The 23,136-nt window shown below is 74.2% G+C and carries 24 protein-coding genes; 9 read left to right on the top strand and 15 right to left on the bottom strand.

The window, feature by feature from the left end; all coding sequences use genetic code 11:
* Window positions 1-159 precede the first annotated feature (159 nt).
* A complete protein-coding gene (locus EKG83_RS02590; protein ID WP_033432186.1) occupies window positions 160-789 on the bottom strand; it encodes a DUF2537 domain-containing protein in 630 nt (209 codons plus the stop codon).
* Window positions 790-826: 37 nt separating this feature from the next.
* On the bottom strand, window positions 827-1,603 hold the full coding sequence (locus EKG83_RS02585) for a TrmH family RNA methyltransferase (RefSeq protein ID WP_033432187.1): 777 nt from the start codon (window positions 1,601-1,603) through the stop codon (window positions 827-829).
* Window positions 1,604-1,809: 206 nt separating this feature from the next.
* Between EKG83_RS02585 and EKG83_RS02580 the strand changes: the two genes are divergently transcribed.
* Window positions 1,810-3,315, top strand: a complete 1,506-nt coding sequence (locus tag EKG83_RS02580) for a glutamate-cysteine ligase family protein (protein WP_033432188.1) — start codon at window positions 1,810-1,812, stop codon at window positions 3,313-3,315.
* A gap of 614 nt (window positions 3,316-3,929) precedes the next feature.
* On the opposite strand, the gene EKG83_RS02575 is transcribed toward EKG83_RS02580, so the two are convergent.
* From EKG83_RS02575 to EKG83_RS02560, 4 genes are all read right to left on the bottom strand, one after another.
* Window positions 3,930-4,340 (bottom strand): hypothetical protein, encoded by a 411-nt coding sequence (locus EKG83_RS02575; protein WP_033432189.1) that lies wholly within the window; start codon window positions 4,338-4,340, stop codon window positions 3,930-3,932.
* A 295-nt stretch (window positions 4,341-4,635) separates the two neighbouring features.
* Window positions 4,636-5,955: an MFS transporter gene (locus EKG83_RS02570; RefSeq protein WP_033432190.1), complete on the bottom strand. Its 1,320-nt coding sequence runs from the start codon at window positions 5,953-5,955 to the stop codon at window positions 4,636-4,638.
* Window positions 5,956-5,959: 4 nt separating this feature from the next.
* The gene (locus EKG83_RS02565; RefSeq protein ID WP_033432191.1) at window positions 5,960-6,391 is read right to left on the bottom strand and encodes a MarR family winged helix-turn-helix transcriptional regulator; all 432 of its coding nucleotides are present in this window, start codon (window positions 6,389-6,391) and stop codon (window positions 5,960-5,962) included.
* A gap of 50 nt (window positions 6,392-6,441) precedes the next feature.
* Window positions 6,442-7,908, bottom strand: coding sequence for an NCS2 family permease (locus tag EKG83_RS02560; RefSeq protein ID WP_033432192.1), 1,467 nt, complete (start codon window positions 7,906-7,908; stop codon window positions 6,442-6,444).
* Between the two features lie 75 nt (window positions 7,909-7,983).
* Here EKG83_RS02560 and EKG83_RS02555 point away from each other — a divergent pair, with 75 nt between their 5' ends.
* The gene (locus tag EKG83_RS02555; RefSeq protein WP_051766214.1) at window positions 7,984-8,256 is read left to right on the top strand and encodes a DUF2530 domain-containing protein; all 273 of its coding nucleotides are present in this window, start codon (window positions 7,984-7,986) and stop codon (window positions 8,254-8,256) included.
* A 195-nt stretch (window positions 8,257-8,451) separates the two neighbouring features.
* Here EKG83_RS02555 and EKG83_RS02550 read toward each other — a convergent pair whose 3' ends face one another.
* The gene (locus EKG83_RS02550) at window positions 8,452-11,283 is read right to left on the bottom strand and encodes a sacsin N-terminal ATP-binding-like domain-containing protein (protein ID WP_033432193.1); all 2,832 of its coding nucleotides are present in this window, start codon (window positions 11,281-11,283) and stop codon (window positions 8,452-8,454) included.
* Window positions 11,280-12,104, bottom strand: a complete 825-nt coding sequence (locus tag EKG83_RS02545) for a DUF3027 domain-containing protein (RefSeq protein WP_170191870.1) — start codon at window positions 12,102-12,104, stop codon at window positions 11,280-11,282. Before EKG83_RS02545 ends, EKG83_RS02550 begins: the two co-directional genes overlap by 4 nt.
* 57 nt (window positions 12,105-12,161) lie before the next feature.
* On the opposite strand from EKG83_RS02545, the gene EKG83_RS02540 reads away from it, so the two are divergent.
* From EKG83_RS02540 to EKG83_RS02530, 3 genes are all read left to right on the top strand, one after another.
* The gene (locus tag EKG83_RS02540) at window positions 12,162-12,947 is read left to right on the top strand and encodes a glutaminyl-peptide cyclotransferase (RefSeq protein WP_407690756.1); all 786 of its coding nucleotides are present in this window, start codon (window positions 12,162-12,164) and stop codon (window positions 12,945-12,947) included.
* Window positions 12,948-13,008: 61 nt separating this feature from the next.
* Window positions 13,009-14,832 (top strand): MFS transporter, encoded by a 1,824-nt coding sequence (locus EKG83_RS02535; protein WP_194282988.1) that lies wholly within the window; start codon window positions 13,009-13,011, stop codon window positions 14,830-14,832.
* A gap of 24 nt (window positions 14,833-14,856) precedes the next feature.
* Window positions 14,857-15,327, top strand: coding sequence for a DUF2771 family protein (locus tag EKG83_RS02530; RefSeq protein ID WP_051766216.1), 471 nt, complete (start codon window positions 14,857-14,859; stop codon window positions 15,325-15,327).
* A 127-nt stretch (window positions 15,328-15,454) separates the two neighbouring features.
* Here the strand turns inward: EKG83_RS02530 and EKG83_RS02525 are convergent, their stop codons facing one another.
* Window positions 15,455-15,841 (bottom strand): cold-shock protein, encoded by a 387-nt coding sequence (locus EKG83_RS02525; RefSeq protein ID WP_033432288.1) that lies wholly within the window; start codon window positions 15,839-15,841, stop codon window positions 15,455-15,457.
* Window positions 15,842-15,967: 126 nt separating this feature from the next.
* On the opposite strand from EKG83_RS02525, the gene EKG83_RS02520 reads away from it, so the two are divergent.
* Entirely contained in the window at window positions 15,968-16,165 is a 198-nt protein-coding gene (locus EKG83_RS02520) for a hypothetical protein (protein ID WP_033432195.1), read from the top strand.
* Here the strand turns inward: EKG83_RS02520 and EKG83_RS02515 are convergent.
* A complete protein-coding gene (locus EKG83_RS02515) occupies window positions 16,125-16,775 on the bottom strand; it encodes an HAD family hydrolase (RefSeq protein WP_033432196.1) in 651 nt (216 codons plus the stop codon). The genes EKG83_RS02520 and EKG83_RS02515 overlap by 41 nt on opposite strands.
* 43 nt (window positions 16,776-16,818) lie before the next feature.
* On the opposite strand from EKG83_RS02515, the gene EKG83_RS02510 reads away from it, so the two are divergent.
* On the top strand, window positions 16,819-17,373 hold the full coding sequence (locus EKG83_RS02510) for a TetR/AcrR family transcriptional regulator (RefSeq protein ID WP_033432197.1): 555 nt from the start codon (window positions 16,819-16,821) through the stop codon (window positions 17,371-17,373).
* Between the two features lie 31 nt (window positions 17,374-17,404).
* Here EKG83_RS02510 and EKG83_RS02505 read toward each other — a convergent pair whose 3' ends face one another.
* A complete protein-coding gene (locus tag EKG83_RS02505; RefSeq protein ID WP_033432198.1) occupies window positions 17,405-18,379 on the bottom strand; it encodes a Gfo/Idh/MocA family protein in 975 nt (324 codons plus the stop codon).
* Between the two features lie 33 nt (window positions 18,380-18,412).
* Between EKG83_RS02505 and EKG83_RS02500 the strand changes: the two genes are divergently transcribed.
* Window positions 18,413-18,787 (top strand): YccF domain-containing protein, encoded by a 375-nt coding sequence (locus tag EKG83_RS02500; RefSeq protein WP_033432289.1) that lies wholly within the window; start codon window positions 18,413-18,415, stop codon window positions 18,785-18,787.
* 31 nt (window positions 18,788-18,818) lie between these two features.
* On the opposite strand, the gene EKG83_RS02495 is transcribed toward EKG83_RS02500, so the two are convergent.
* The 4 genes from EKG83_RS02495 to EKG83_RS02480 all read right to left on the bottom strand — a co-directional run bounded on the left by EKG83_RS02495 (window position 18,819) and on the right by EKG83_RS02480 (window position 21,992).
* On the bottom strand, window positions 18,819-19,604 hold the full coding sequence (locus EKG83_RS02495) for a metallophosphoesterase (protein ID WP_033432199.1): 786 nt from the start codon (window positions 19,602-19,604) through the stop codon (window positions 18,819-18,821).
* Between the two features lie 298 nt (window positions 19,605-19,902).
* Window positions 19,903-20,655: a maleylpyruvate isomerase family mycothiol-dependent enzyme gene (locus EKG83_RS02490; protein ID WP_051766217.1), complete on the bottom strand. Its 753-nt coding sequence runs from the start codon at window positions 20,653-20,655 to the stop codon at window positions 19,903-19,905.
* 47 nt (window positions 20,656-20,702) lie between these two features.
* Window positions 20,703-21,509, bottom strand: a complete 807-nt coding sequence (locus EKG83_RS02485; RefSeq protein WP_194282987.1) for an HAD-IIA family hydrolase — start codon at window positions 21,507-21,509, stop codon at window positions 20,703-20,705.
* Window positions 21,510-21,527: 18 nt separating this feature from the next.
* Window positions 21,528-21,992 carry a MarR family winged helix-turn-helix transcriptional regulator gene (locus EKG83_RS02480; protein ID WP_033432201.1) on the bottom strand — a complete coding sequence of 155 codons (465 nt, stop codon included), beginning with the start codon at window positions 21,990-21,992 and terminating at the stop codon, window positions 21,528-21,530.
* An 83-nt stretch (window positions 21,993-22,075) separates the two neighbouring features.
* Here EKG83_RS02480 and moaA point away from each other — a divergent pair, with 83 nt between their 5' ends.
* A complete protein-coding gene (gene moaA / locus EKG83_RS02475) occupies window positions 22,076-23,134 on the top strand; it encodes a GTP 3',8-cyclase MoaA (protein WP_051766218.1) in 1,059 nt (352 codons plus the stop codon).
* Window positions 23,135-23,136: the final 2 nt, after the last annotated feature.

The following is a 23,136-nucleotide window of genomic DNA, read 5'->3' as shown; positions in this document are numbered from 1 at the left end:
GTGTCCGCCGCGGTGGGCGGGTCGGGCGCGGCCACGAGCGTCCGGTGGCCGGTGTGCGGGGTCGTGCCGACGCCGGCGCGGGGCACCGGGGAGTCCGCGCCGGCCTCGGGGGCCGTTCCCGGATCGGCCGGGCACCAGGACTCCACCGGGGCGCCCCTCCTAGAGGAAGTTGCCCGCCAGCAGCGACAGCCAGGCCACCAGCACCCCGGTCACCACGCCGTAGGCGACCCACCGCCACACCGGCACGTTGCGCGCCAGCCACACCGACGGCGAGATGCCGCCGACCACGAGCGCGTTCGCCAGCACCGCCAGCCAGGTGCTCGTCTCGGCCAGCCCGACCGACAGCCTGTAGACGGTGAACGTCACCACGGCCGCCACGATCAGGGTGACCGTCAGCCCCGTGCCCCACGGCGTCGGCTCCCGCTCCGCCTCCGCGACGGGCTCGCCGGCGTCCTCCCCGGCGTCCTCGACGTCCTCGGGCTCCTCGCCCTCGGCGGGCACCTCCACGGTGAACAGCTCGCCGGTCACCGGGTCGGCGTACCGCACGGGCGCGCCCATGTCGGCGGCCAACCGGCCCGCGAGCTGCCGCCCGCGCCTGGTCACCAGCGCGCTCGCGACGCCGTCGGAGGACGCGTCGCTGCGCACCACCGCGTCGGCCACCTTGGCCCACTCGTGCAGCGCGTCGGCCAGGCCCGCGCCCAGCGGCAGCGCGTGCGGGTCCACCTCCCGCTCGCCCGCGTCGTCGCGGCCCGCGAGGACGGCCCGGCCGTCCTGAACCCGCAGCTCCACCTGCGACCTCCTCTGCTCGGTGAGCAACGTAGCGCGTTCAGGCGATCGCGTAGAAGGCGATCGCGGCGGCCGTCGCGACGTTCAGCGAGTCGACGCCCCCGGCCATGGGGATGCGCACGGCCACGTCGGCGGCGGCGATGGCCCCCTCGGTCAGGCCGGGGCCCTCGGAACCGAGCATCACGGCGACCCGGCGGCCGCGCAGCCCGGCGTCGGCCAGGCCGACCGCGTCGGCCCGCGGCGTCAGGGCGGCGACGGTGAAACCGTTGCGCCGCAACAGGTCCAGGCCGCCGGGCAGGTCGGGCACCGAGGCGAACGGCACGCGCAGCACGTGACCCATCGAGACGCGCACGCTCCGCCGGTACAGCGGGTCGCTGCACCCCGGGCCGAGCAGCACGCCGTCGACGCCGAGCGCGGCGGCGTTGCGGAACAGCGAACCCAGGTTCTCGTGGTCGCCCACGCCCTCCAGCACGGCCAGCCGGCGCGACGAGGCGACCAGGGCGGCGAGGTCCGGCTGCGGCGCGCGGTCGGCGGCGGCGAGCACGCCCCGGTTGAGGTGGAAGCCGACCACCTCGGCCATCACCTCGGCGGAGGTGACGTACGCCGGTGCCGGGAGGTCGCCCAGCGCCTCGACGCGGCGCCGCACGCCCAGCAGCGCGCGCACCGGGTAGGGCGAGGCGAGGAGGCGTTCCACGACGACCACGCCCTCGGCGATGACGAGGCCGCGCCCGCCCGGTCGGTCGGGGCGGCGGTCGGCCGTCGACAGGTCCCGGAAGTCGTCCAGGCGCGGGTCCGCCGGGTCGTCGATCTCGATCACCCCGGCAGTGTCTCACCTCGCGGTTCTTGAGTTCTTCTCACATTTTTGGGGCGGCCAACCGCAAGTCCACCACCAGCAAGTTCTCGCTCATTGTTACCAACAGGTGACTGAGAGCACCGATTTGGACGCTGGCAGGAGAGGGGCCGCTGTGTCACGGTTGACCTCCGCTGAACCCGCCGGAGCACCCCGACCGATTGGGAGGCGGCATGGGTAGGGATCTGTCCAGTCGGACGTTCACCAGGGAAGACCGCCAACGCTACCGGGAGCGCATGCAGCGGTGCATGGACGCGCTGGGCACCATGCTGGCCGAGGGCAGCTTCTCGTTCCCGCGCCAGCAGATGGGCCTGGAGATCGAGCTGAACCTCGTCGACCGCGCCGGCCGGCCCGCCATGGCCAACACCGAGGTGCTGGAGAAGATCGACGACCCCTCGTTCACCACCGAACTCGGGCGGCACAACCTGGAGGTCAACGTCCCACCGCGCGAACTGGCCGGCGACGAGACGCTCGACCTGGAACGCGAACTGGTCTCCACCCTCACGTCGGCCGACGACAAGGCGCACGACGCCGGGACGTCCATCGTGATGATCGGCGTGCTGCCCACCCTGCGGCACGAGCACTTCGACCGGCGGTGGCTCTCGCCCCAACCCCGGTACGCGGTGCTCAACGACCGCATCCTCGCCGAGCGCGGCGAGGAGGTCGCGCTGTCGATCTCCGGCGAGGCGTCGCCGCTGCCCGGCCGCAGCGGCGAAAAGCTCTCGAGCTTCGCCGAGTCGATCATGCCGGAGGCGGCGTGCACGTCGGTGCAACTGCACCTCCAGGTCGCGCCCGACGACTTCGCCGCGCACTGGAACGCGGCGCAGGCACTGGCCGGCGTGCAGGTGGCGATCGCGGCGAACTCGCCGTTCCTGCTCGGGCGGGCGCTGTGGCACGAAACCCGGATACCGCTGTTCCTGCAGGCCACGGACACGCGCACGCAGGAGCTGAAGAACCAGGGCGTGCGGCCGCGGGTGTGGTTCGGGGAGCGGTGGATCACCTCGATCTTCGACCTGTTCGAGGAGAACGTGCGGTACTTCCCCGCGCTGCTGCCCGAGACCGGGGACGAGGACCCGCTGGACGTGCTCGGGGCGGGCGGGACGCCGTCGCTGACGGAGCTGCGCCTGCACAACGGGACGGTGTGGCGCTGGAACCGGCCGGTGTACGACGTGGTGGACGGCGTGCCGCACCTGCGCGTGGAGAACCGCGTGCTGCCGTCCGGGCCGACGGTCGTGGACACCATGGCGAACGCCGCGTTCTTCTACGGCGCCCAACGCGCCCTGACGACGGCCGACCGTCCTCTGTGGAGCCAGATGTCGTTCCAGGCGGCCGAGGAGAACCTGTACGCCGGGTCGCGGCACGGGATGAACGCGCAGCTGTACTGGCCCGGGACCGGGTGGGTGCCGCCGGACGAGCTGGTGCTGCGGCGGTTGCTGCCGTTGGCGCACGAGGGGTTGCGCGACTGCGGGGTTTCCGACGAGGCGCGGGAGCGGTACCTGGGCGTGATCGAGGCGCGCTGCCTGACCCGGCGCACGGGGTCGCAGTGGCAGCGCGACACGGTGGCGATGCTGGAGGAGCGGGGGGTGGATCGCGACAAGGCCCTGGCGACGATGCTGGCCCGGTACGTCGAGCTGATGCACGCGGGTGAGCCGGTCCACACCTGGCCGACCACGCTCTGAGCCGCCACATCCCGAGCCACCACGCCCCGAGCCACCACGCCCCGAGCCACGATGCCTCTTGGCCGCCATGCCCCGAGCCTCACGCCCTGGCCACTACGTCCCGAGCCACCACGCCTCTGGCCGCCACCGCGCCAGCACGCCATCCGGCGTACCCCGCCCAGCGCCTCAGCCCTCGCACCGGGGCCCGCCACGCCCGGCGCACCGGCTCTCCGACCCCAGTCCTCCGACCAGGGCCACCACGCCAAGCCCGTCACACCCGAACCGCACCGTCGCCCACAGCCCGACAGCGCACGCCGTCACGCCGAGGGCCACCTGCGCTCAGAGCTGCGGCCGGGTTCCAAGCCCGATCCGAGCCCCGCTCGGAGTGCGCGCCTCACTCCCACCGCACCCACGCGCGTGCCCGACCACCGACCGCCATGGCCAACCGACCGCCACGACCACCGCCACCGCCACAACCACGCGGTGTCGTCCGTTCCCGCCCACTCCCCCGTCCGCCGCGCCGCCTCCATATTTCCGGCAACGTTCGCGGCGTTGACATCGATCCCGGTTTCGCCGTCCCTACCTCGTACGTGTGATCTTCCGACCCCACGCACCCGGCTTCACCGCACCCGGCTTCACCGGCGCCGGCCGGCCTTGAGCGGTGCCACGTCGGCGCCGTCGTGGGTGTTGCGGCACTCGTCGGGGGTCACGGCTTCCACCGCGAGCGTCAGCATCCCCTTCACCCCGGTGTAGATGCTCTCCCCCTTGGACGCCAGGGAGGTGTGCACGCGGTTGGAGTCGGAGAAGTCCCGTTCGTCCTTGGTGCGCTTCTTCCCCGCTTCCTCGGGCTTGGTCGCGCTGCGCAGGTTGACCTCCAGCCACGCGGCCACCTCCGCCGGCGTGGTGAGGACCTCTTCCGGCGTGCGTTCCAGGCGCTCGGACCGCGGGGAAGCGTGATCGAGTGAGGTGTGCTCCACGTACGCGTGCCAGTGCGTGTTGCGCATCGACCACGTTTGCTCGATCGGCCATTCCTCCTCGGTGTCCATGGGCCACATCTTGCCAGGCTCGTCGGGGGTGGGCAGCGCCCCCGAAGGAAAGCGGACCCGAAAAGCCGACGAGGCCCCGCACCCGGCGGTACGACCGGGGGCGGGGCCTCGTCTGTTCCCGAACTGACTGCCGCTCCCACCACGAAGCGACGCCGCTTAGGTTAGCCTAACCAAGTCTTCCGGGGAACCCCACCGCACGAAACCGGGTCCACCGGGAGCGGCCGGCGTGCACCGTCCGGAGCAGCGCCCCGGCCGTCGAGGGGCGCGCCGCGGTCAGGCCCCGAAGACCGCCGGGTCAGGCCCGGCGGCGCAGGCGCGGCACCGCGAGGGTCATGCCGCCGCGGCGGGCCAGGACCACGCCGCCGACCAGGGCGACCACGATCGAGACGACGCCGCCGAACACCATGGGCGCGCGGGCGGTGAAGTGCTCGGCCAGCCAGCCCATCACGGGCCCGCCCACGGGGTTGCCGCCCAGGAACACCAGCATGTAGAGCCCCATCACGCGGCCGCGCATGGACGGTTCGACGGCCAGCTGCACGGTGGCGTTCGCGGTGGTGGTGAAGGTCATCATGGCGATGCCGACCGGGACGAGGGCCGCGCCGGCGAGCCACATGGTGGGCATCAGGCCGACCACGACCTCCAGCACGCCGAACGCCAGGGCGCCGGTGATCAGCAGCCGCGGGCGGGGTTTGCCCCGGGTGCTGCGGCGGGCGGCGAGGGTGGCGCCGGCGAAGGTGCCGACGGCGAGCATGGTGGACAGCAGGCCGTAGGCGTCGGCGTCGCCGCCGAAGGTGTTGCGGGCCAGCACGGCGAGGGTGACGAAGAAGTTGAGGCCGAAGGTGCTGACGAAGAACACCAGGCACAGCAGGATGACCAGGTCGGGGCGCTTGCGCACGTAGCGGAGGCCGGCGCGGAGCTGGCCCTTCTCGCGGGGCACGGGTGCGCCGCGGTGCAGTTCGGCGGGCCTCATCAGCAGCAGGCCGGCGATGACGCCGAGGAAGGTGACGGCGTTGATGAGGAAGACCCAGCCGGTGCCGACGACGATGATCATGCCGCCGGCGATGGCGGGGCCGACCATGCGGGCGAGGTTGAACGTCATGGAGTTGAGCGCGACGGCGTTGGTGAGCTGGTCGCGGCCGACCATCTCGACCACGAAGCTCTGCCGCACGGGTGTCTCGACCGCCGACACCGCGCCGAGGAGCAGGCACAGCAGGTAGACGTGCCAGAGCTGGGCCACGCCGGTGACGTCGAGCAGGCCGAGGGTCAGGGCGCACAGGCCGAGGCCGGTCTCCAGGGCGACGAGCAGCTTGCGCTTGTCCATGCGGTCGGCGAGCACGCCCGCCCACAGGGACAGCAGCAGGGTGGGCGCGAACTGGAGGGCGGCGGCGATGCCGAGGGCGACCGGTGAGCCGTCGGAGAGTTCGAGGACGAGCCAGTCCTGGGCCACGCGCTGCATCCACAGGCCGACCAGGGAGACGACCTGGCCGGAGGCGTAGTAGCGGTAGTTGCGGACCCGCAGGGAGGCGAACATGCCGGCGTTGCGGCGCCTGGGCGGGGGTGCGGTCGAGTTGCGGTCGAGCTGTTCGGTCCCTGCACCATCCGCGTACGCCGGCACGTCGTTACTGCCCCGCCATCCTGTCGATTATCCCGGCGGCGCGCGAGAGCACGCCCCGTTCCTCCGGTGTCAGCTCGGCGAGCCTGGCGTCCAGCCACGCCTCCCGGGCCGACACCTCTTCGTTGATGTAGTTGAGCCCCGCCTCGCTCAGCTCCACGATGGCCTGGCGGCCGTCGGTGGGGTGGGGGCGGCGCGTGGCGAACCCGTACTCCTCCAGGGCGGCGATCACCCTGGTCATCGACGGGGGCTGGACGCCCTCCTTGGCGGCCAGCTCGCCGGGTGTCAGGGGTCCGCACTTGTGCAGCGTGGACAGCGCCGACACCTGGGTGAGCGAGATCGCGGAGTTCACCCGCTGCGCGCGGAGCCGCCGGTTCAGGCGGACCACGGCCAGCCGCAGCCGGCTCGCCAGTCCGGTCTCCACCTCGGTCTCCGTCACGTAGTTAGCATACCTCACGATCTCGTACCCGGACGTGTGAAATCTCTCGCCTAGCCGTTCAGGGCGGCCTGGATGGGGCCGATCGCGAAGTAGACGACGAACGCCGCCGCCACGATCCACATGAGCGGGTGAACGCTGCGTGCCCGTCCGGTCAGCGCCCGCAACAGCGCGTAGCTGACGAAGCCCGCGCCGATGCCGTTGGCGATCGAGTAGGTGAACGGCATGACCACGATCGTGAGGAACGCGGGCAGGGCCACCGAGAAGTCGGCGAAGTCGATCTCCCTGACCTGGGCGATCATCAGCGCGCCCACGATCACCAGCGCGGGCGCCGCCGCCTCGATCGGCACCGCCGCGTACAGCGGGGTGAGGAACATGGCGGCCAGGAACAGCAGGCCGGTGACGACGTTCGCCAGCCCCGTCCGCGCGCCCTCGGCGATGCCGGAGGCCGATTCGACGAAGACGGTGTTCGACGACGAGGACGCCGCGCCGCCCGCGACCGCGCCGAGGCCGTCGACGAACAGGGCCCTGGACACGCCGGGCAGCTGCCCGTCCCCCCCGATCAGCCCGGCCTCCTTGCCCAGGCCGGTCATGGTGCCGACGGTGTCGAAGAAGTCGGTCAGCACCAGGGTGAACACCAGCAGCGCGGCGGTGATGGCGGGCAGCCGGGTCCACGCGCCGAACGAGACGTCGCCCAGCAGCGACAGGTCGGGCAGGCCGAGCACCTGGTCGGGCAGCGCCGGGTAGCCGAGGTTCCAGCCGGTGGCCTTGGTGCCCTGCGACGGTCCCGCGTCCACGACCGCCTCGACGACGATGGCCAGCACCGTGGCGGACAGGACGCCGATCAGGATGCCGCCCCGGACCTTGCGGGCGACCAGGACGCCGGTGAGGACCAGGCCGACCACGAACACCAGCGTCGGCCAGGAGGCGATGGAGCCGTTGATGCCCAGGCCGACCGGGACGGTGGTGCCCGCCGCGTCCGGCACGCGGCGCACGAAGCCCGCGTCGACCAGGCCGATGAAGCAGATGAACAGGCCGATGCCGACCGCGATGGCGGCCTTCAGCTCGGCGGGCACCGCGTTGAACACGGCGGTGCGCACGCCGGTGACCACCAGGACCAGCACCACCAGGCCGTTGACCACGACCAGGCCCATCGCCTCGGGCCAGGTGACCTGCGGCACGATCGAGACGGCCACGAACGAGTTGATGCCCAGGCCCGTGGCGAGCGCGAACGGGTAGTTCGCCACGAGTCCGAACAGGATCGTCATGACGCCCGCGACCAGCGCGGTGACCGCGGCGACCTGCGGGATGGTGAGGACGTTGCCCAGCACGTCCACCTTGGCCGACGGGTCGTCGGCGGCGAAGCTGCCCAGGATCAGCGGGTTCAGCACGACGATGTAGGCCATCGTCACGAAGGTGACGAGCCCGCCGCGCACCTCCCGCCCGATCGTGGACCCGCGTTCGGTGATCTTGAAGAACCCGTCCAGCTTGGAGCGTGGCGCCGGTGCGGCGGTGGACATCCGGGACTCCTTGTTCGGTGTGGCGTGGAGGCAGAGCGTGCCCCACCCGTGTTTCGGACAGGTAGCCTGCCTGACGTGGCCGAACAGGACGCAGCACCCCTCCCCGCGCCCCCGCCCCTGCCGCCGCGCCTGGCCGACCCGGTGCCGGCCATCATCGGCGGCACGGCGCTGTGGTTCCTGGCGTTCGCGGTGGTGCTGCTGTTCTGGCGCGGGGAGCGGACGCTGCTGTGGACGTGCCTGTCGGGCGGCGTGCTGGGCGTGATCGGCTACGGCGTCTTCGCCTGGCAGCGCTCCGCCGCGCGCCGCGGGAAGCGCACCGCGCAGCAGGGCCAGGGGCTGACGGAGTAGCCGCGCCCGGCGCCGTCGACCGCGGCGGTACCCCACTGGACGACACGCGTGACCCGAACGTCGAACACGGGGGTCCGGAACGTTCGACACGACGGTCCTGAACGTTCGACTCGCGGTGCCGGAGTGGAGGACACGCGGTGTCCGAGTGGAGGACACGCGCGGGTTGAGTCGGGGGGTGGGCGGGGAAGTGGGGGGTCAGCCGAGCAGGACGGCGGGGGTCGGGTCGGCGATCAGGGCGGCGAAGGTGTGCCGGTCGTCCCAGCGGGACGTGGTCCAGGCCAGGGCGCGGGCCAGGCCCTCGGGGGTGTCGGCGGCGTGCACCACGTCGTCCTCCACCCACCAGGACACCTCGTGCTCGGCGCCCTCGGCGGCCACCACCAGGTCGTCGTGGACGACCACGGAGCCCGTCGGCAGCTCCACGCCCAGCAGGTCGCACGCCAGGCGCACCGCGCCCAGCTCCGACCACACCACCTCGTCGCCCGAGCCGACCACCGAGCCGGAGACCTCCTCCGACGCCAGCGGCAGGGCCAGCAGCTCCGCCAGCGCGGCGGCCGAGCCCCGCGAGGCCAGCACCTGGTCCGGCGGCAGCACGCCCAGCAGCCACGGCAGGTCCGGCACGAGCACGTCGTCCGCGGGCACGGCGGCACCGGTCAGCACCCGCACCCGGTCCGGCGGCTCCACGCCCACCGACCCGGCCACCTCGGCCAGCAGCGCGTGCACCCGCAGCACCAGGGCGTCGGACAGCTTGCGCGCCGGGTCGCCCAGGCGCGCCAGCAGGTCGGTCACGTCGTCCTCGTCGGCCACGTCCAGCGACGCGCGCACCCCGGCGGCGGCCAGCACGTGCTCCGGCAGGCCCACGTCCGGCACCACGTCGTAGAGGCCCTCCAGGTCGTCGGCGCCGGGCAGCCGCCACGCGCCCAGCGGCACCCCGTCGAGCGTGGCGTAGCGGGCCAGCCACCACGAGGTGTAGCCGTCGGGTTCGGTGACCGCGCGCCACACCACCGGGTCGGCGGCCATCATCGCCAGCGCCCGCGGCCACTTGTCGTGCGCCACCAAATCCAGGTCGCGCACGCCCAGCACCCGCGCGGGCGGCACGTCGAACGCGTCCCACCAGTAGCCCTCGTCGGCCAGGTCGTGGTCGGGCTCGGTCGGCGAGTCGTCCTCGACCACGCCGAACCCGTCGACCACGCCGACCGCGGTCAGCACCTCGCGCGGCCACTCCCCCGCCAACCCCGCCGACAGCACGCCGAACGGCGAGTCCGGCTCCAGCACCGCGAGCAGCTTCGAGTCGGGCAGCACCAGCTCGTCCGCGCGCCGCCACCCGCCGTCCGCCGCGGGCAGCGCCAGCTCCGCCAGCCACGGCCGCCCGCCGGCCCGCTCCACCAGCCGCAGCACCGTGGCCACCAGCTCGGGGCCGTCCACGCCGGGGTCGTCCAGGCTGTGCCGCACGGCGTCGCGCACCGCGTCGGAGTCCAGCAGCTCGGCCGGCGTCGCCTCGGTCGCGCCCAGCCGCAGCAGCAGCGGGTGCGACGCCTCGGGGTGCGCGACCCGCAGCCCCGGCACGGCCGGCAGCTCCTCGCCCACCAGCACGCCGCGCGGGCTGCTCACCAGCCGCCCGTCGACCAGCGGCACCGGCAGGGCACCCATCGCCTCGCGCGCGGCCGAGTCCACGTCCGCGACCGGCGACAGCGCCTCGTACACCTGCCGCCACCACGACGGGTCGCCGCCGACGCCCGCCAGCGCCTCCACGACCTCCGCCACCGGCACGCGCGGCACCTCCAGCGCGGCCAGCGCCCTGGCGTGCCGCGGCAGCGTCAGCTCGTAGTCGAGCAGGCCGGGTACCACGTCCTCCAGCAGCTCCACCAGCTCGAACGACGCGACGTCGAGCACCTTCGCGGCCACCGGCGCGGCCCACCCGCCGTCGGCCAGCGGCAGCCACACCGCGCGGCGCAGCGCCGCCAGCACCCCGGCCCGCAGCAGGCCGTCCACCTCGGACAGAGGGAACCCGGGCAGCGGCACCAGCGCGGTCCGCTCCACCGCGGGCAGCGCGGCCACCAGCTCCGGGTACGCCTCCGCGGCCCGGTCCAGCACGAACGACGCGGCCGGCCCGGTCAGCACCCGCCGCCGCGACGGCTCGACCGGCAGCGTGGCGATCAGCCGGGCGGGCAGCGACAGCTTCTCGTCGGTGGGCGTCGGCGCGTGCAGCACGTCACCGGACAGCGGCTCGTCCAGCGGCCACGCCCAGCACACCGACCAGCGCGGCCGCGACTCGACGCCCGCCACCAGCTCCGCGGGCAGCTCACCGCCCGTGCGGCGCACCAGCCACCGCCGCACCCCGGCGGGGCCGGTCAGCTCCACCACGCCGTCGGCCTCGACCCGCTCCCACACCCGGTCGCCGACCTCGACGCGGCGCAGCCCCGGCAGCGCCAGCAGCAGGTCCGGCGCCTGCGCGGCGAACCCGTCCAGCAGCCCGGCCGCGCCCGCCCGCAGCGGCAGCCGCACCTCGGTGTCGAAGCCCCCGGGCAGGTCCGCCTCGTCGGTCGGCCACACCAGCCGCAGCACCGGCACGTCACCGCCGCGCCCGGCGGCCAGGTCCGGCACCTCCGCGCGGGTCCGCTCGGCCGAGAACGCCACGCCGCCGGTGCGCGAGACCACGCGCGGCGCGTCGGTCACCGCCAGCACGGCCGCGAACCCGACGCCGAACTGCCCCACCGCGCCGGCCGCCTTCGACGACGCGCGCAGCGACGCCAGCGCCGCCACGCCCGCCGCGTCCAGCGGGGCGCCCGTGTTCGCCGCCCGCAGCTCGTCGCCCACCACCGACAGCCGCAGCACGCCCGGCTCGTCCCCGGCCGCGTCGGAGGCGTTCTGCGCCAGCTCCACCAGCAGCCGGTCGCGGTAGCCGCCGAGCCGCAGGTCCTCCTCGGCGTTGGCGTCCTCGCGGAACCTCGTCGGCGACCCGCGCCACGCGGCCAGCACCGACTCGCGCAGCGCCGCCGTGCCGAACGGGTCCGCCTGCGCCGGGTTCACCGCCCGCTCTCGGCGTCGGGCGCGTCGGCCTGCGCCTGCCCGGACCGCGCCTGCCCGGCCTGGGCCTCGTTGGCCTCCACGTCCAGCACCGCGTCGTCGTAGACCAGGTCCGCCACCGGCACCGCGGGCCCGCCCTCGACCTCCACCTCGGAGTGCGCGCCGCACCCGTACTCGGCGTGCACCACGTGCCCGTCGGCGGGCGTCAGCTCGTTCGCGCACACCCCGAACGCCGCGCCCAGCGACCCGGCGACCCGCTGGTAGAAGCCGCACGTGCCGCAGTGCGCGGGCGCGCTGCGCGCCATCTCGCTGCGCGGGCCGAAGTCGCCGCCGTGCCAGCGCCGGGCCGCGTCGAGCACGCCCTCGCGGGACAGCACCCGCACGCGCCCGAGGCCCACCTCCAGCGCGACCTCCTCGACGGCGGGGTCCTGCGAGGCGACGTAGCCGGGCGCCAGCCGCGGGTCGTCCTCCTTGGCCGGCAGCAGGTCGCCCACGCCCAGGTCGCCCGCGCGCACCCGCTCGTGCCACGGCACCCAGTCCGGCGCGACCAGCGCGTCGTCGCCGGGCAGCAGCACGACCTCGCTCACCGACAGCGGCGTGCCCTCGCCCGCGAACGACACGGTCACGGCCCAGTTCCAGCCGCGGTAGCCCGCGTGCCGGGCCTCGAACAGGTGGGTGACCGCGGCCTCGTCCTCGGCGACGACGCCCACGTGGTCGCCGAGGAGTTCCGAGCCCGCCTCCTCCCGGGCGGCGGCGCGCGCGAGCCGGACGGCCGCGTCATCGGCGAGCACTGGGTTGGGCTGCTGGGTCGGCGTGGCGGTCACAGGGGAATTGTGCCGCACGTCCGCACGGCGCCGCGCAGACGTGCCACCCTTTCGGACGTGCGGTGGATCCCGGTGGCTGCGGCCCTCGTCCTGTCGGCGGCGTGCGGGGCACCGGCGGGCGACCCGGGCGGCACCCCGGCGAGCGGCCCGAACGGCGCCCCGGACGGCTTCGAGGTGCTCGGCACCGCACCCCACGACCCCGACGCGTTCACCCAGGGCCTGGAGCTGGCCGACGGCGTGCTCTACGAGGGCACCGGCCTGGAGGGCAGGTCCTCCATCCGGCGCGTCGACCCCGCCACCGGCGAGGTCCGGCGGCGCGTGGACCTGCCCGGCGGGCTGTTCGGCGAGGGCATCACCGTCGTCGACGACCGGATCTGGCAGCTCACCTGGCGCGACGGCGTGGCCATCGAGCGCGACCGCGACACCCTCGAAGAGGTGAGGCGCGTCACCTACGAGGGCGAGGGCTGGGGGCTGTGCCGCGACGGCGACCGGCTGGTGATGAGCGACGGCACCGACGAGCTGACCTTCCGCGACCCGCGCACCTTCGCCGAGACCGGCACCGTCCGGGTCACCCGCGACGGCGAGCCGGTGCGCCGGCTCAACGAGCTGGAGTGCGTCGGCGGGCAGGTGTGGGCGAACGTGTGGCAGACCGACGAGGTGGTGCGCGTCGACCCCGCCGACGGGCGCGTCACCGCGACCGTGGACCTGTCCGGGCTGCGGCCCGCCGGCGTGCCCGCCTCGGACGTGCTCAACGGCATCGCGGCCGTGCCGGGCACCGACGAGTTCCTGGTCACCGGCAAGAACTGGCCCACCGTGTTCCGCATCCGGTTCACCACCGGGTGAACGCGCGACGACGGGCTGGAATGCGGGGACACGCCGCAACGGGTGAGGCAGGATTGGGTGCGTGACACCCCCTCGGCCGGAAGACCCGTCGCGGCGGTACCCGTGGGAGGACGACGAGTACGAGCCGCGCACCCGGCCGCACCCCGCGCCGGGGCCCGACCCGCGCGACGAGGGGTGGGCCGGGACCTCGCCCGGGACGGGCGGGCGCGGGCCGGGCGGCACCCGCCCCCACCCCGTGCCCGACGACGCGCCCCGGGCCAGACCGCCGCGCGGCGCCGAGTCCTGGTACGACGAACCCCGCGACAGCCGTGGAACCCGCGAGAGCCGCGGTTCCCGGGGCGGCCCGCGCACCACGCCCCGCGACCCGCGCGAACCCCGCACCACGCCTTACGACCCGCGTGAACCCCGCGGCCCGCGCACCACGCCCTACGACCCGCGTGACGCGCACGACCCGCGTGAACCCCGCGACACCCGCGACCGGCGCACCGAGGCGTCCGCCCGCTTCGCCCCGCCACCGGACGACCGGCCCACCGCGCCGGCCCCGCCGAAGAAGCTCACCGTCACCCGCGTCGCCTGGTTCCGCACCCGCCAGCTCACCGGGCGGGCCGTGGCCCTGTTCCGCCGCGCCGCGCACGCCGACGGCGCCAAGCAGTCCGGCCTGTCCTCGCTGACCTACGCGGTGATGCTGAACTACGCGGCCGACGCGGCCATGGCGGTCGCCCTGGCCAACACCCTGTTCTTCTCCGCCGCGACCGGCGAGAGCCGCGGCCGGGTCGCGCTGTACCTGCTGATCACCGTGGCCCCGTTCGCGCTGGTCGCCCCGGTCATCGGCCCGGCGCTGGACCGCATCCAGCACGGCCGGCGGTGGGCGCTGGCCGCCTCCTGCGCGCTGCGCGTGCTGCTGTCGGCCGTGATGGCGCTGAACTTCGACAACTGGGCCCTGTACCCGGCGGCGCTGGGCAGCATGGTGCTGTCGAAGTCGTTCACCGTGCTCAAGGCCGCGATCACGCCGCGCGTGCTGCCGCGCGAGATCACGCTGGCCAAGACCAACGCCCGGATGACGGTGTTCGGGCTGGCCGCGGGCGGCGTGTTCGGCGCGTTCGCGGCCGGGTTCGCCAACGTGTTCGGCTCGCCGGGCGCCCTGTGGTTCACCGCCGTGCTGTCGGCCGTGAACGCGTACTCCTGCCTGCGCATCCCGGCGTGGGTGGAGGTCACCGAGGGCGAGGTGCCCGCGTCCCTGCGGGCCGGGCCGCCCCGCAAGGCGCGGCGGCAGCCGCTGGGCCGCACGGTCGTGGTGGCGCTGTGGGGCAACGGCGCGATCCGGATGCTGACCGGGTTCCTGATGCTGTTCGCCGCGTTCGTGGTGCGCGCCCAGACCGAGGGCGACGCGTTCGGGCAGGTGCTGCTGCTGGGCGTGATCGCGGCGGCCGCCGGCGTCGGCAGCTTCCTGGGCAACGCGGTGGGCGCGCGGCTGCACTTCGGCTCGCCCGACCGGGTGGTGATCGGCTGCCTGGCCGCCGCGCTGGCGACCTCGGTGGTGGCCGCGGTGCTGCCCGGCCTGGCCACCGCGGCGGCCGTCGGCCTGGTCGGCGCCACGGCCAGCTCGCTGGCCAAGATCTCGCTGGACGCGGTGATCCAGGACGACGTGCCCGACTCGTCGCGCGCCTCGGCGTTCGGCCGGTCCGAGACGATCCTCCAGCTGGGCTGGGTGTTCGGCGGCGCGCTGGGCGTGCTGCTGCCCACCGAGTACTGGATCGGGTTCACCGTGCTGTCGGCGCTGCTCGCGGTGGGCCTCGCGCAGACCGTCCAGACGCGGCGGGGCGGCACCCTGATCCCCGGCCTGGGCGGCGACCGCCCGCTGCGGCCCACCCCGGTCGCCTCGTAGGGGGCACCCGTAGGCTCGACGGCCGTGCGCCGAGTCCCGCTCCTCCCGGTCCTGCTGCTCGCGGCGACGGCCTGCGCCGCGCCGACACCGCCCGAGGTGACGTTCTACGCCGACGGCGAGGCGGTCGCCGTCGCGCCGCTCGACGACTGCGACATCGACGCGGAGAACTGCCGGCGCGACCCCGCCGCCGAGGGCAGGCTGCGGGTGCGGCCGGGCCTGCCGGTGCAGATCTCCGTGCCGGGCGAGGTCGCGGACACCGCGTGGGGCGTCAACTTCCGGTACCGCGACGCCGCGGGCGTCGAGCAGGAGCCGGGCCGCAGCGCGGTGTTCACCGTCAGCGCCCCCAAGCACGCCTACACGCTGACGCTGCCGAACCCCGGCGACCGGCTGATCGGCGTCGAGGTCCAGCAGCTGAGCAGGCGCATCCAGACCAGCACCACCGGCGCGTTCGACTTCGTCGCCCGCCGGGTCTGGGTGCTGACCGTCGAGGGCTGACCGTCGAGGGCTGGCGGCCCGCGGGCCGGGGTTCACCGGTCACGGCCCGTCGACCGCGGGGCTCGTCGACCCGGACTCGCCGGTGCGAGCGCCCGCGGGCTCGCGGTCCGGGCTCGCGAACCCGGGTTTACGGGTCGAGCTCCCGCGCCACGGCCCGGACCACCTCGGCGATCAGCTTGGTGTTCTTCCGGTCCGGGTACCGGCCGCGGCGCAGCTCGGGCTGCACCTTCAGCTCCAGCAGCTTGATCATGTCCTCGATCAGGCCGTGCAGCTCCTCCGCCGGCCTGCGCCGCGCCTCGGCCACCGACGGCGCCGGGTCGATCAGCCGCACCGACAGCGCCTGCGGACCGCGCCTGCCCTCGGCCATGCCGAACTCGATGCGCTGACCGGCCTTCAGGCCCTCGACACCGGGGGGAAGCGCGGATTTCCGCACGTAGACGTCCTCGCCACCGTCCTGGGTGACGAAGCCGAAACCCTTCTCCGAGTCGTACCACTTGACCTTGCCGGTCGGCACCGCGCTCACCAATCCCTGGGTCATCCACACGACGAACGCGCCCGGGGCGTGCCCAGGGCGCGTCCCACCAGACTAGCCAGAACACCACCCCCGGGGCACCTCCGATAGCGGGACTACGCTCGCGGCATGTCGTCCTCGAAGCTGATGCCGCTGGCCGTGGCCCTGTTCGCGCTGGGTGTCGTGGCCATCGTCGCCATGTTCGTCGTGGGCGAACGGGGCCTGCCCGGCTGGGTGTTCGCCGCCGGGTGGCTGCTGGCCCCCGCCGGTCTCGCGCTCGGCGTGGTCAGCGCGGTCCGGGACTCCCGGCGCCCCCGGCGGCGCTGAGCCGGTCCGCGTTCGCGCGCAGCCACCCGGGGAACGCGGTCAGGTCGGGCAGCACGACGTCCGCGCCCTCGGCCGCCAGCTCGTCCGCGTCGCACGGCCCGCTGACCACGCCCACCGCCACCGCCCCGGCGGCCTTCGCGCCGCGCACGTCGCCCACGTGGTCGCCCACGTACGCGGCGGCGCCGTGCGCCTTCAGCGCCTCGGCCTTGCCGGTCGACCACAGCTCGCCGAACAGGTGGTCCACCTCCCAGCCGAGCGCGGCCAGGTGCAGGGCGGCGTTGGCCCGGAACTTGCCGGTGACCACGATCGTGGTGCCGCCCAGCTCACGCACGGCCGCAAGCGCTTGCGCGGCGCCGGGGAGGGCGCGCGTGGCCGGGATGACGATCTCCGGGTAGAGCGCGCGGAACCGGGTCACCAGGGCCGGGACGTCCTCCTCGGGCACGCCGAAGTCGCGGTAGACCATGTCCAGGGGCGGGCCGAGGTTGGCCGCGAAGTGGGCGCCGTCGAGCGGGTACCCGGTCTCGGCGGCCACGGCGTCCATCACCGCCGCCATGCCGGGCCTGGGGTCGATCAGCGTCATGTCCAGGTCGAAACCCACGGTCAACGGCACGGCCGGACTCTACCCACGGTCCCGCTGTGCCAAGCTTTGCGCCGTGACGGAACTCACCCGGCTCCTGCTGGAGGCGGCCGCGGACCTGGTGGCCGAACACGGTTCCCGCGGCCTGCGCATGGTGGACGTCGCCACGAAAGCGGGCGTGAGCAGGCAGACCGTCTACAACGAGTTCGGCAACAAGGAACGCCTCGTGCAGGCCGTGGCGCTGTTCAAGACCAGGGAGTTCCTGGACGGCGTGCGCGAGCGGCTGGGGTCGACCCCGGACCCGGTGGAGGGGCTGCGGCTGGGCATCGCGTTCGCGTTCGACCTGGCCGGCCGCGACCCGCTGGCGAAGTCCGTGCTGAACGGGGCGAACGCCGAGGACATGCTGCCGTTCCTGACCACCAGGGGGCAGCCGGTGCTGACGCTGGCGACCGCGGTGTTCGCGCAGCACATCGGCGGGCACTGGCCGGGGGTGGCGGCGGACCGGGTGCGCCTGACCGCCGAGACGATCGTGCGGGTCGCGCTGAGCCACCTGCTGACGCCGAGCAGCCGGAGCGTGGAGGCGGTGGTCACCGTGACCCTGGCCCTGCTGCCGCCCCGCCCGCCCCGCTGAGGGGCCGGCAGGGCAGGCGCGGGCGCGGCGGTCAGCCGGTCGTCACGTCCTCGTAGGTCAGGCCGACCTGCTCGGCCGCCCTGGTCAGGGTGCGCATCACGGCCAGCGACTCGTCCAGCGGCATCAGGGGGCTCTCGGTCTCCCCCGCCCGCACGCGGCGCACGACCTCGCGCAACTGGGGCACGTAGCCGGCGCCCTCCTGCTCGCACCGGCGCTCCACGCCGTTGACGATCATGCGGCTCGGGTTGTACATCGCCTCCGGCAGCTCGACCAGGCCCTCCGTGCCGTACACCACGGCGCTCTCCTTGAGGGGGCTGACCAGCGACGACCCGAGCAGCGCGTGGGCGCCGCCGGGGTAGCCGAGCAGCATGCCGACCTCCGCGTCCACGCCGTCGACCAGCGAGCCGTGCGCGTGGACGACCTCCGGTTCGCCCAGCAGCAGGTGCGCCAGCGACACCGGGTAGATGCCCAGGTCGAACAGCGAACCGCCGCCCAGCCGCCGGCTCCACAGGCGGTGGTCCGGGTCGTGGGGCACGGTGAAGCCGAAGTCGGCGCGGACGGAGCGGACCTCGCCGATCGCGCCCGAGCGGACGAGCTCGCCCAGCTCGACGATCAGCGGGTTGAACCTGGTCCAGACGGCCTCCATCAGGAACAGGCCGCGCTCGCGGGCGAGGTCGACCACGTCCCGGAGGTGGGCCGGGGTCAGGGTGGCGGGCTTCTCGCACAGCACGTGCTTGCCCGCCTCCAGCGCGGCCCGCGTCACCTCGTGGTGCTGGGCGTGCGGCGTGGCGACGTAGACCACGTCCACGTCGGGGTCGGCGAGCAGGTCGTGGTAGTCGCCGTAGGCGCGCGGGATGCCGTGCCTGGCCCCGAACGCCTCGGCCTTGGGCAGGGCGCGGGACGACACCGCGAGGACCTCGACGTCTGGCAGCAGGCGGAGGTCGCCGGTGACCACGTCGGCGATGCCGCCCGTAGCCACGACGCCCCAGCGGAGTTCGTTCACCACGAGCGGGGAGCTTAATCGGGCAGGATGGAGGTCGTGAGGCTCATCCTGAACGTGGTCTGGCTGGTGCTCAGCGGCTTCTGGCTGGCCGTCGGGTACGCGCTCGCGGGCATCGTGTGCTGCGTGCTGATCATCACGATCCCCTGGGGGCTGGCGTCGTTCCGCATCGCCAACTACGCGCTGTGGCCGTTCGGGCGCACGGTCGTGGACCGGCCGGGCGCGGGGACGCCGTCGCTGCTCGGCAACATCATCTGGATCCTGGTCGCGGGCATCTGGCTCGCCATCGGCCACGTGGTGACGGGCATCGCGCTGTGCGCGACGATCATCGGCATCCCGCTGGGCATCGCGAACTTCAAGCTGGTACCGGTGTCGCTGGTGCCGCTGGGCAAGGAGATCGTGCCGGTGCCCTAGGAGGGGGCGCCGGCCCGCCGGCAGGCGGCCGTCACTCGTCCTCGTCCAGGCGCACGACCAGGCAGGGCCCGCCGCTGTACAGGCCCGCGTCGACGGCCAGGACCTTGTCGCCGGCGTAGCGCAGCGGCCCGTCGATCGCCTCCGGCGGCACGCCCAGCTGGTCGGCGATCACGCTGTGCCCGTGCACCACCTCGTGGCCGCCCAGCACTTCCAGCAGCTCGCCCGCCACCTCGGCGCCCTCCGGGCCGCGGAAGGCGTAGCGGGTGGTCATCTTGCGCCAGCACTCCCACCACTGGTCGAGGTCGTCGCCCCGGAGCAGCTCGCGGACGGCCTCGTTGACCTCGTCGACGGTGTCGCCCCACTCCAGGTAGGCGAGGGTGTCGGAGTGCATCAGCAGGTGGCCGTCGACCTCGACGAGCACCCGGCGGGTGGTGAGCCAGTCGATGTGGTCGGCGGTGAGGCGGTCCTGGTCGCTGCGCAGGCCGCCGTTGAGGAGCCAGCTGCGGGCGAAGCTGCGCGGGGTCGGGGCGCCCGGCACGTTCTCGTCGCCGAAGCGGTGCATGCCCAGCAGCAGCACCTCGTGGTTGCCGAGCAGGGCGTCGACCTGGCCGCCGCTCTCCTCGGCCAGGCGCATCACGAACTCGATGACCCCGATGCCGTCCGGGCCGCGGTCGACGAAGTCGCCGAGGAACCACAGCTCCGCGTCGCCACCGGACCAACGGCCGTCGGCGTCGACCAGGCCCGAGGTGTGCAGGGCGCGGGTCAGCTCGGCGAGGTGCCCGTGCACGTCGCCGACCACGAAGAGCGGTCGTTCCACACCTGCGACGATAAGCGACGCGCGGGGGTGGTGACCAAAAGTCGATCAGGGGCGGGGTCGCGGGTCCGGTCGTGATCGGCCCTCATCCCCCGCGGGGGTGAGGGCGTCGTGGCGGACGGTGGCGGCCCGACTACGGCGGGGTGGTTCGCCGGACCGAACCGGGACGGGCCCGGCGGGTTCGGGACGCGACGGGCCCAAGACGCGACGGGTCGGACCGGACCGGATCGCACCGGATCGGGCCTGGGCGATTCCGATCCGGCTCCGCTCCCGTTCCCCGCGCTCCCGCGCCAAGCCTCCGTCACCCCAACCTGGGCCAGCTCAGCAGCGCCTCCACCCCGGCCCGGTCACCGGTCACGGTCACCCCCTCCAGCCCCACGCGCCGCCACAGCAGCAGGTACAGCTGCTCCGCCGGACCGGCCACCCGGGCGGTCGGCTCCCCCGCGTCGAGCCGCCGCGGCTTGCCGGCGGCCACCGCGTCCCCGGACCCCGCCGAACCCCCCGCACCGACGAGCCAGCTCTCCCCCGTGTCGGTCGCCACCAGCTCCACCACCACGGGCCCCGACTCCCACGCCGGCCCGTGCAGGAACCGGTCCAGGAACTCGCCCACCCCGTCCGCCGCGACCTCCGCCGGGATCGGCTCGACCCGCCCCACCGCGTTCCACGCGTCCCAGCAGTGCACCACGGCCTCGTGCGCCTGCCGGGACGCCACGTCCGCCGCCGTGGCGCGCTCGGCGTCGTTCCACCACACCCACGCCGGCGTGTCGGCCGGGTACTCCCGCTGCACCGCCAGGTACCGGGCGCTGATCTCCCGCCACCCCTCGACGCGGTCGGGCCCGGTGTCCGCGGCCCGCCGCGCGTCCTCCCCGGTCGGCTGCGCCCCCTTGGCGACCAGCACGAGCGTCCACCACGACTGCACCTCGGCCAGGTGCGCCACCAGGTCGTCCACCGTCCACCCGGGACAGCTCGGCACGGCCGCGGCGAGGTTGCCGGTCACGGCCTCGGTGAAGTAACCGCTGTAGGACTCGGCGACGGCGAGGTGGTCGATGCTCATGCCGGCACGCTAGCGCCGGGGTACGACAATCCTTGATCAGCCGCAGGTCAGACCGGGTTCGGCTCGTCCTCCGGGAACGGGTCCGCCGAGTGCCCGACCAGGTCGGCGATCGACTTGACCACCCGCGTCGGCCGGAACGGGTACAGCTCGGCGGTCGAGTCGGCGGAGATGCCGCTGAGCACCAGGATGGTGCGCAGCCCCGCCTCCAGGCCCGACCGCACGTCGGTGTCCATCCGGTCGCCGATCATCAGGGTGTTCTCCGAGTGCGCGCCGAGCGCGCGCAGCGCCGACCGCATCATCAGCGGGTTGGGCTTGCCCACGTAGTACGGCTCGCGGCCGGTGGCGCGCTCGATCAGCGCCGCGACCGCCCCGGTGGCGGGCAGCGAACCCTCGCGCGAAGGGCCGGTCGCGTCCGGGTTGGTGGCGATGAACCGGGCGCCCTCCTCCACCAGCCGGATCGCCTTGGTGATCGCGGTGAAGCTGTAGGTGCGGGTCTCGCCGAGCACCACGTAGTCGGGGTCGCGGTCGGTGAGGACGTACCCGATCTCGTGCAGCGCGGTGGTCAGGCCGGCCTCGCCGATCACGAACGCCGAGCCGCCGGGGCGCTGGGAGTCCAGGAAGCGGGCCGTGGCCAGGGCGGAGGTCCAGATCGCGGCCTCCGGCACCTCCAGGCCGGTCCGGGACAGCCGGGCCCGCAGGTCGCGCGGCGTGTAGATGGAGTTGTTCGTGAGCACCAGGAACGGGATGGCGTTCGCGGTCAGCTCGGCGACGAACTCCGCCGAGCCGGGGATCGGGTGCTCCTCGTGCACGAGCACGCCGTCCATGTCCATCAGGTAGTTCCACTGAGCGGCCATGCGCGACATGCTGCCGGCTCAGGCGTCGACCACGTGCCTGCGGAACACCTCGATCATCGCCTTGTTGTACCGCTCCAGCACGGCCCGCTCCTCGGGGCTGAACCGCCCCAGCACCTCCAGCAGCGTCTGCCGGGCGCCCTCGAACAGGTGGGAGAACCGGTTCTCGTCCGCCAGGGTGACCTCGACGAGCACCTTGCGGCGGTCGTGGGGGTCGCGGACGCGGCGCACGTACCCGGCGCGCTCCAGCCGGTCGATCACGCCGGTCACCGCGCCCGTGGACAGCCCGGACAGCTCGGCGATGCGGCCCGCGGTGAGCGGGCCCTCGGCGCGCATGGCCAGGTCGAGGCACTTCTCGTCGGTGGGCGAGAGCCCCATCCGCTCGGCCACCCTGGTGTGGAACATGACGGTGAGCGCGCTGGTCTCCCGCGCGTAGGCGCCGAACCGCTCCAGCTCGTCGGCGGGGACCTCGTGCTCGCTGGTCATGTCAGGCAATTTAGCCGCCGGGCGGGCCGCCCAGGGACGCTCCTCCGGCCTCGGCGCGACCGGGGCCGATTACCCTGGCTGGGGTGACAGCCGTGGAGTTGGGACTACCCGCCGTGCGCGCCACCCCGGACACCTCCGCCCGCCCGGGCACCCCGCTGCTGGTCGACCGGTTCGGCCGGGTCGCGACCGACCTGCGCGTGTCGTTGACCGACCGCTGCAACCTCCGCTGCACCTACTGCATGCCGGCCGAGGGCCTGGACTGGCTGCCGAAGCCGGACCTGCTCACCGACGCGGAGCTGACCAGGCTGATCGGCATCGCGGTGACCAGGCTCGGCGTGACCGACGTCCGCTTCACCGGCGGCGAGCCGCTGCTGCGGCCGGGCCTGGAGGACGTCGTCGCGGCCACCGCCGCGCTGGAGCCCCGCCCGCGGATCTCGATGACCACGAACGGGTTGACCTTGGCCCGGCGCGCCGCGGGGCTCGCCGCCGCCGGGCTCGACCGGGTGAACGTCTCGCTGGACACCCTCGACCCGAAGCGGTTCCGGGAGCTGACCCGGCGCGACCGGCTGGGCGACGTGTTCACCGGCCTGGCCGCCGCGCGGGAGGCCGGGCTGGAGCCGGTCAAGGTCAACTCGGTGCTGATGCGCGGGGTCAACGAGGACGAGGCCGTGCCGCTGCTGCGGTTCTGCCTGGAGCACGGCTACCAGCTGCGGTTCATCGAGCAGATGCCGCTGGACCCCCAGCACGGCTGGGACCGGGACGGCATGGTCACCGCCGAGGAGGTCCTGGCCGCGCTGCGCACCGCGTTCACGCTGGTGCCCGAGCCGGGCGAGCGGGGCGGCGCGCCCGCGGAGCGGTGGCTGGTCGACGGCGGCCCGGCCGTGGTGGGCGTGATCGCGTCGGTGACGCGGCCGTTCTGCGCGGCGTGCGACCGGACCCGGCTGACCGCCGACGGCCAGGTGCGGAACTGCCTGTTCAGCCGGTCCGAGACGGACCTGCGGGCGCTGCTGCGCGGCGGCGCGGCGGACGAGGAGGTCGCGGACCTCTGGCGGGCGAACTCGTGGTCGAAGGCGGCCGGGCACGGCATCGGCTCCGAGGGGTTCAGCCAGCCGTCCCGGCCCATGAGCGCCATCGGAGGGTGAGC

The organism is Saccharothrix syringae (assembly GCF_009498035.1).
GTDB lineage: Bacteria > Actinomycetota > Actinomycetes > Mycobacteriales > Pseudonocardiaceae > Actinosynnema > Actinosynnema syringae.
The sequence above is the reverse complement of the archived record's forward strand: the minus strand, read 5'-3'. Positions and strand labels throughout refer to the sequence as shown.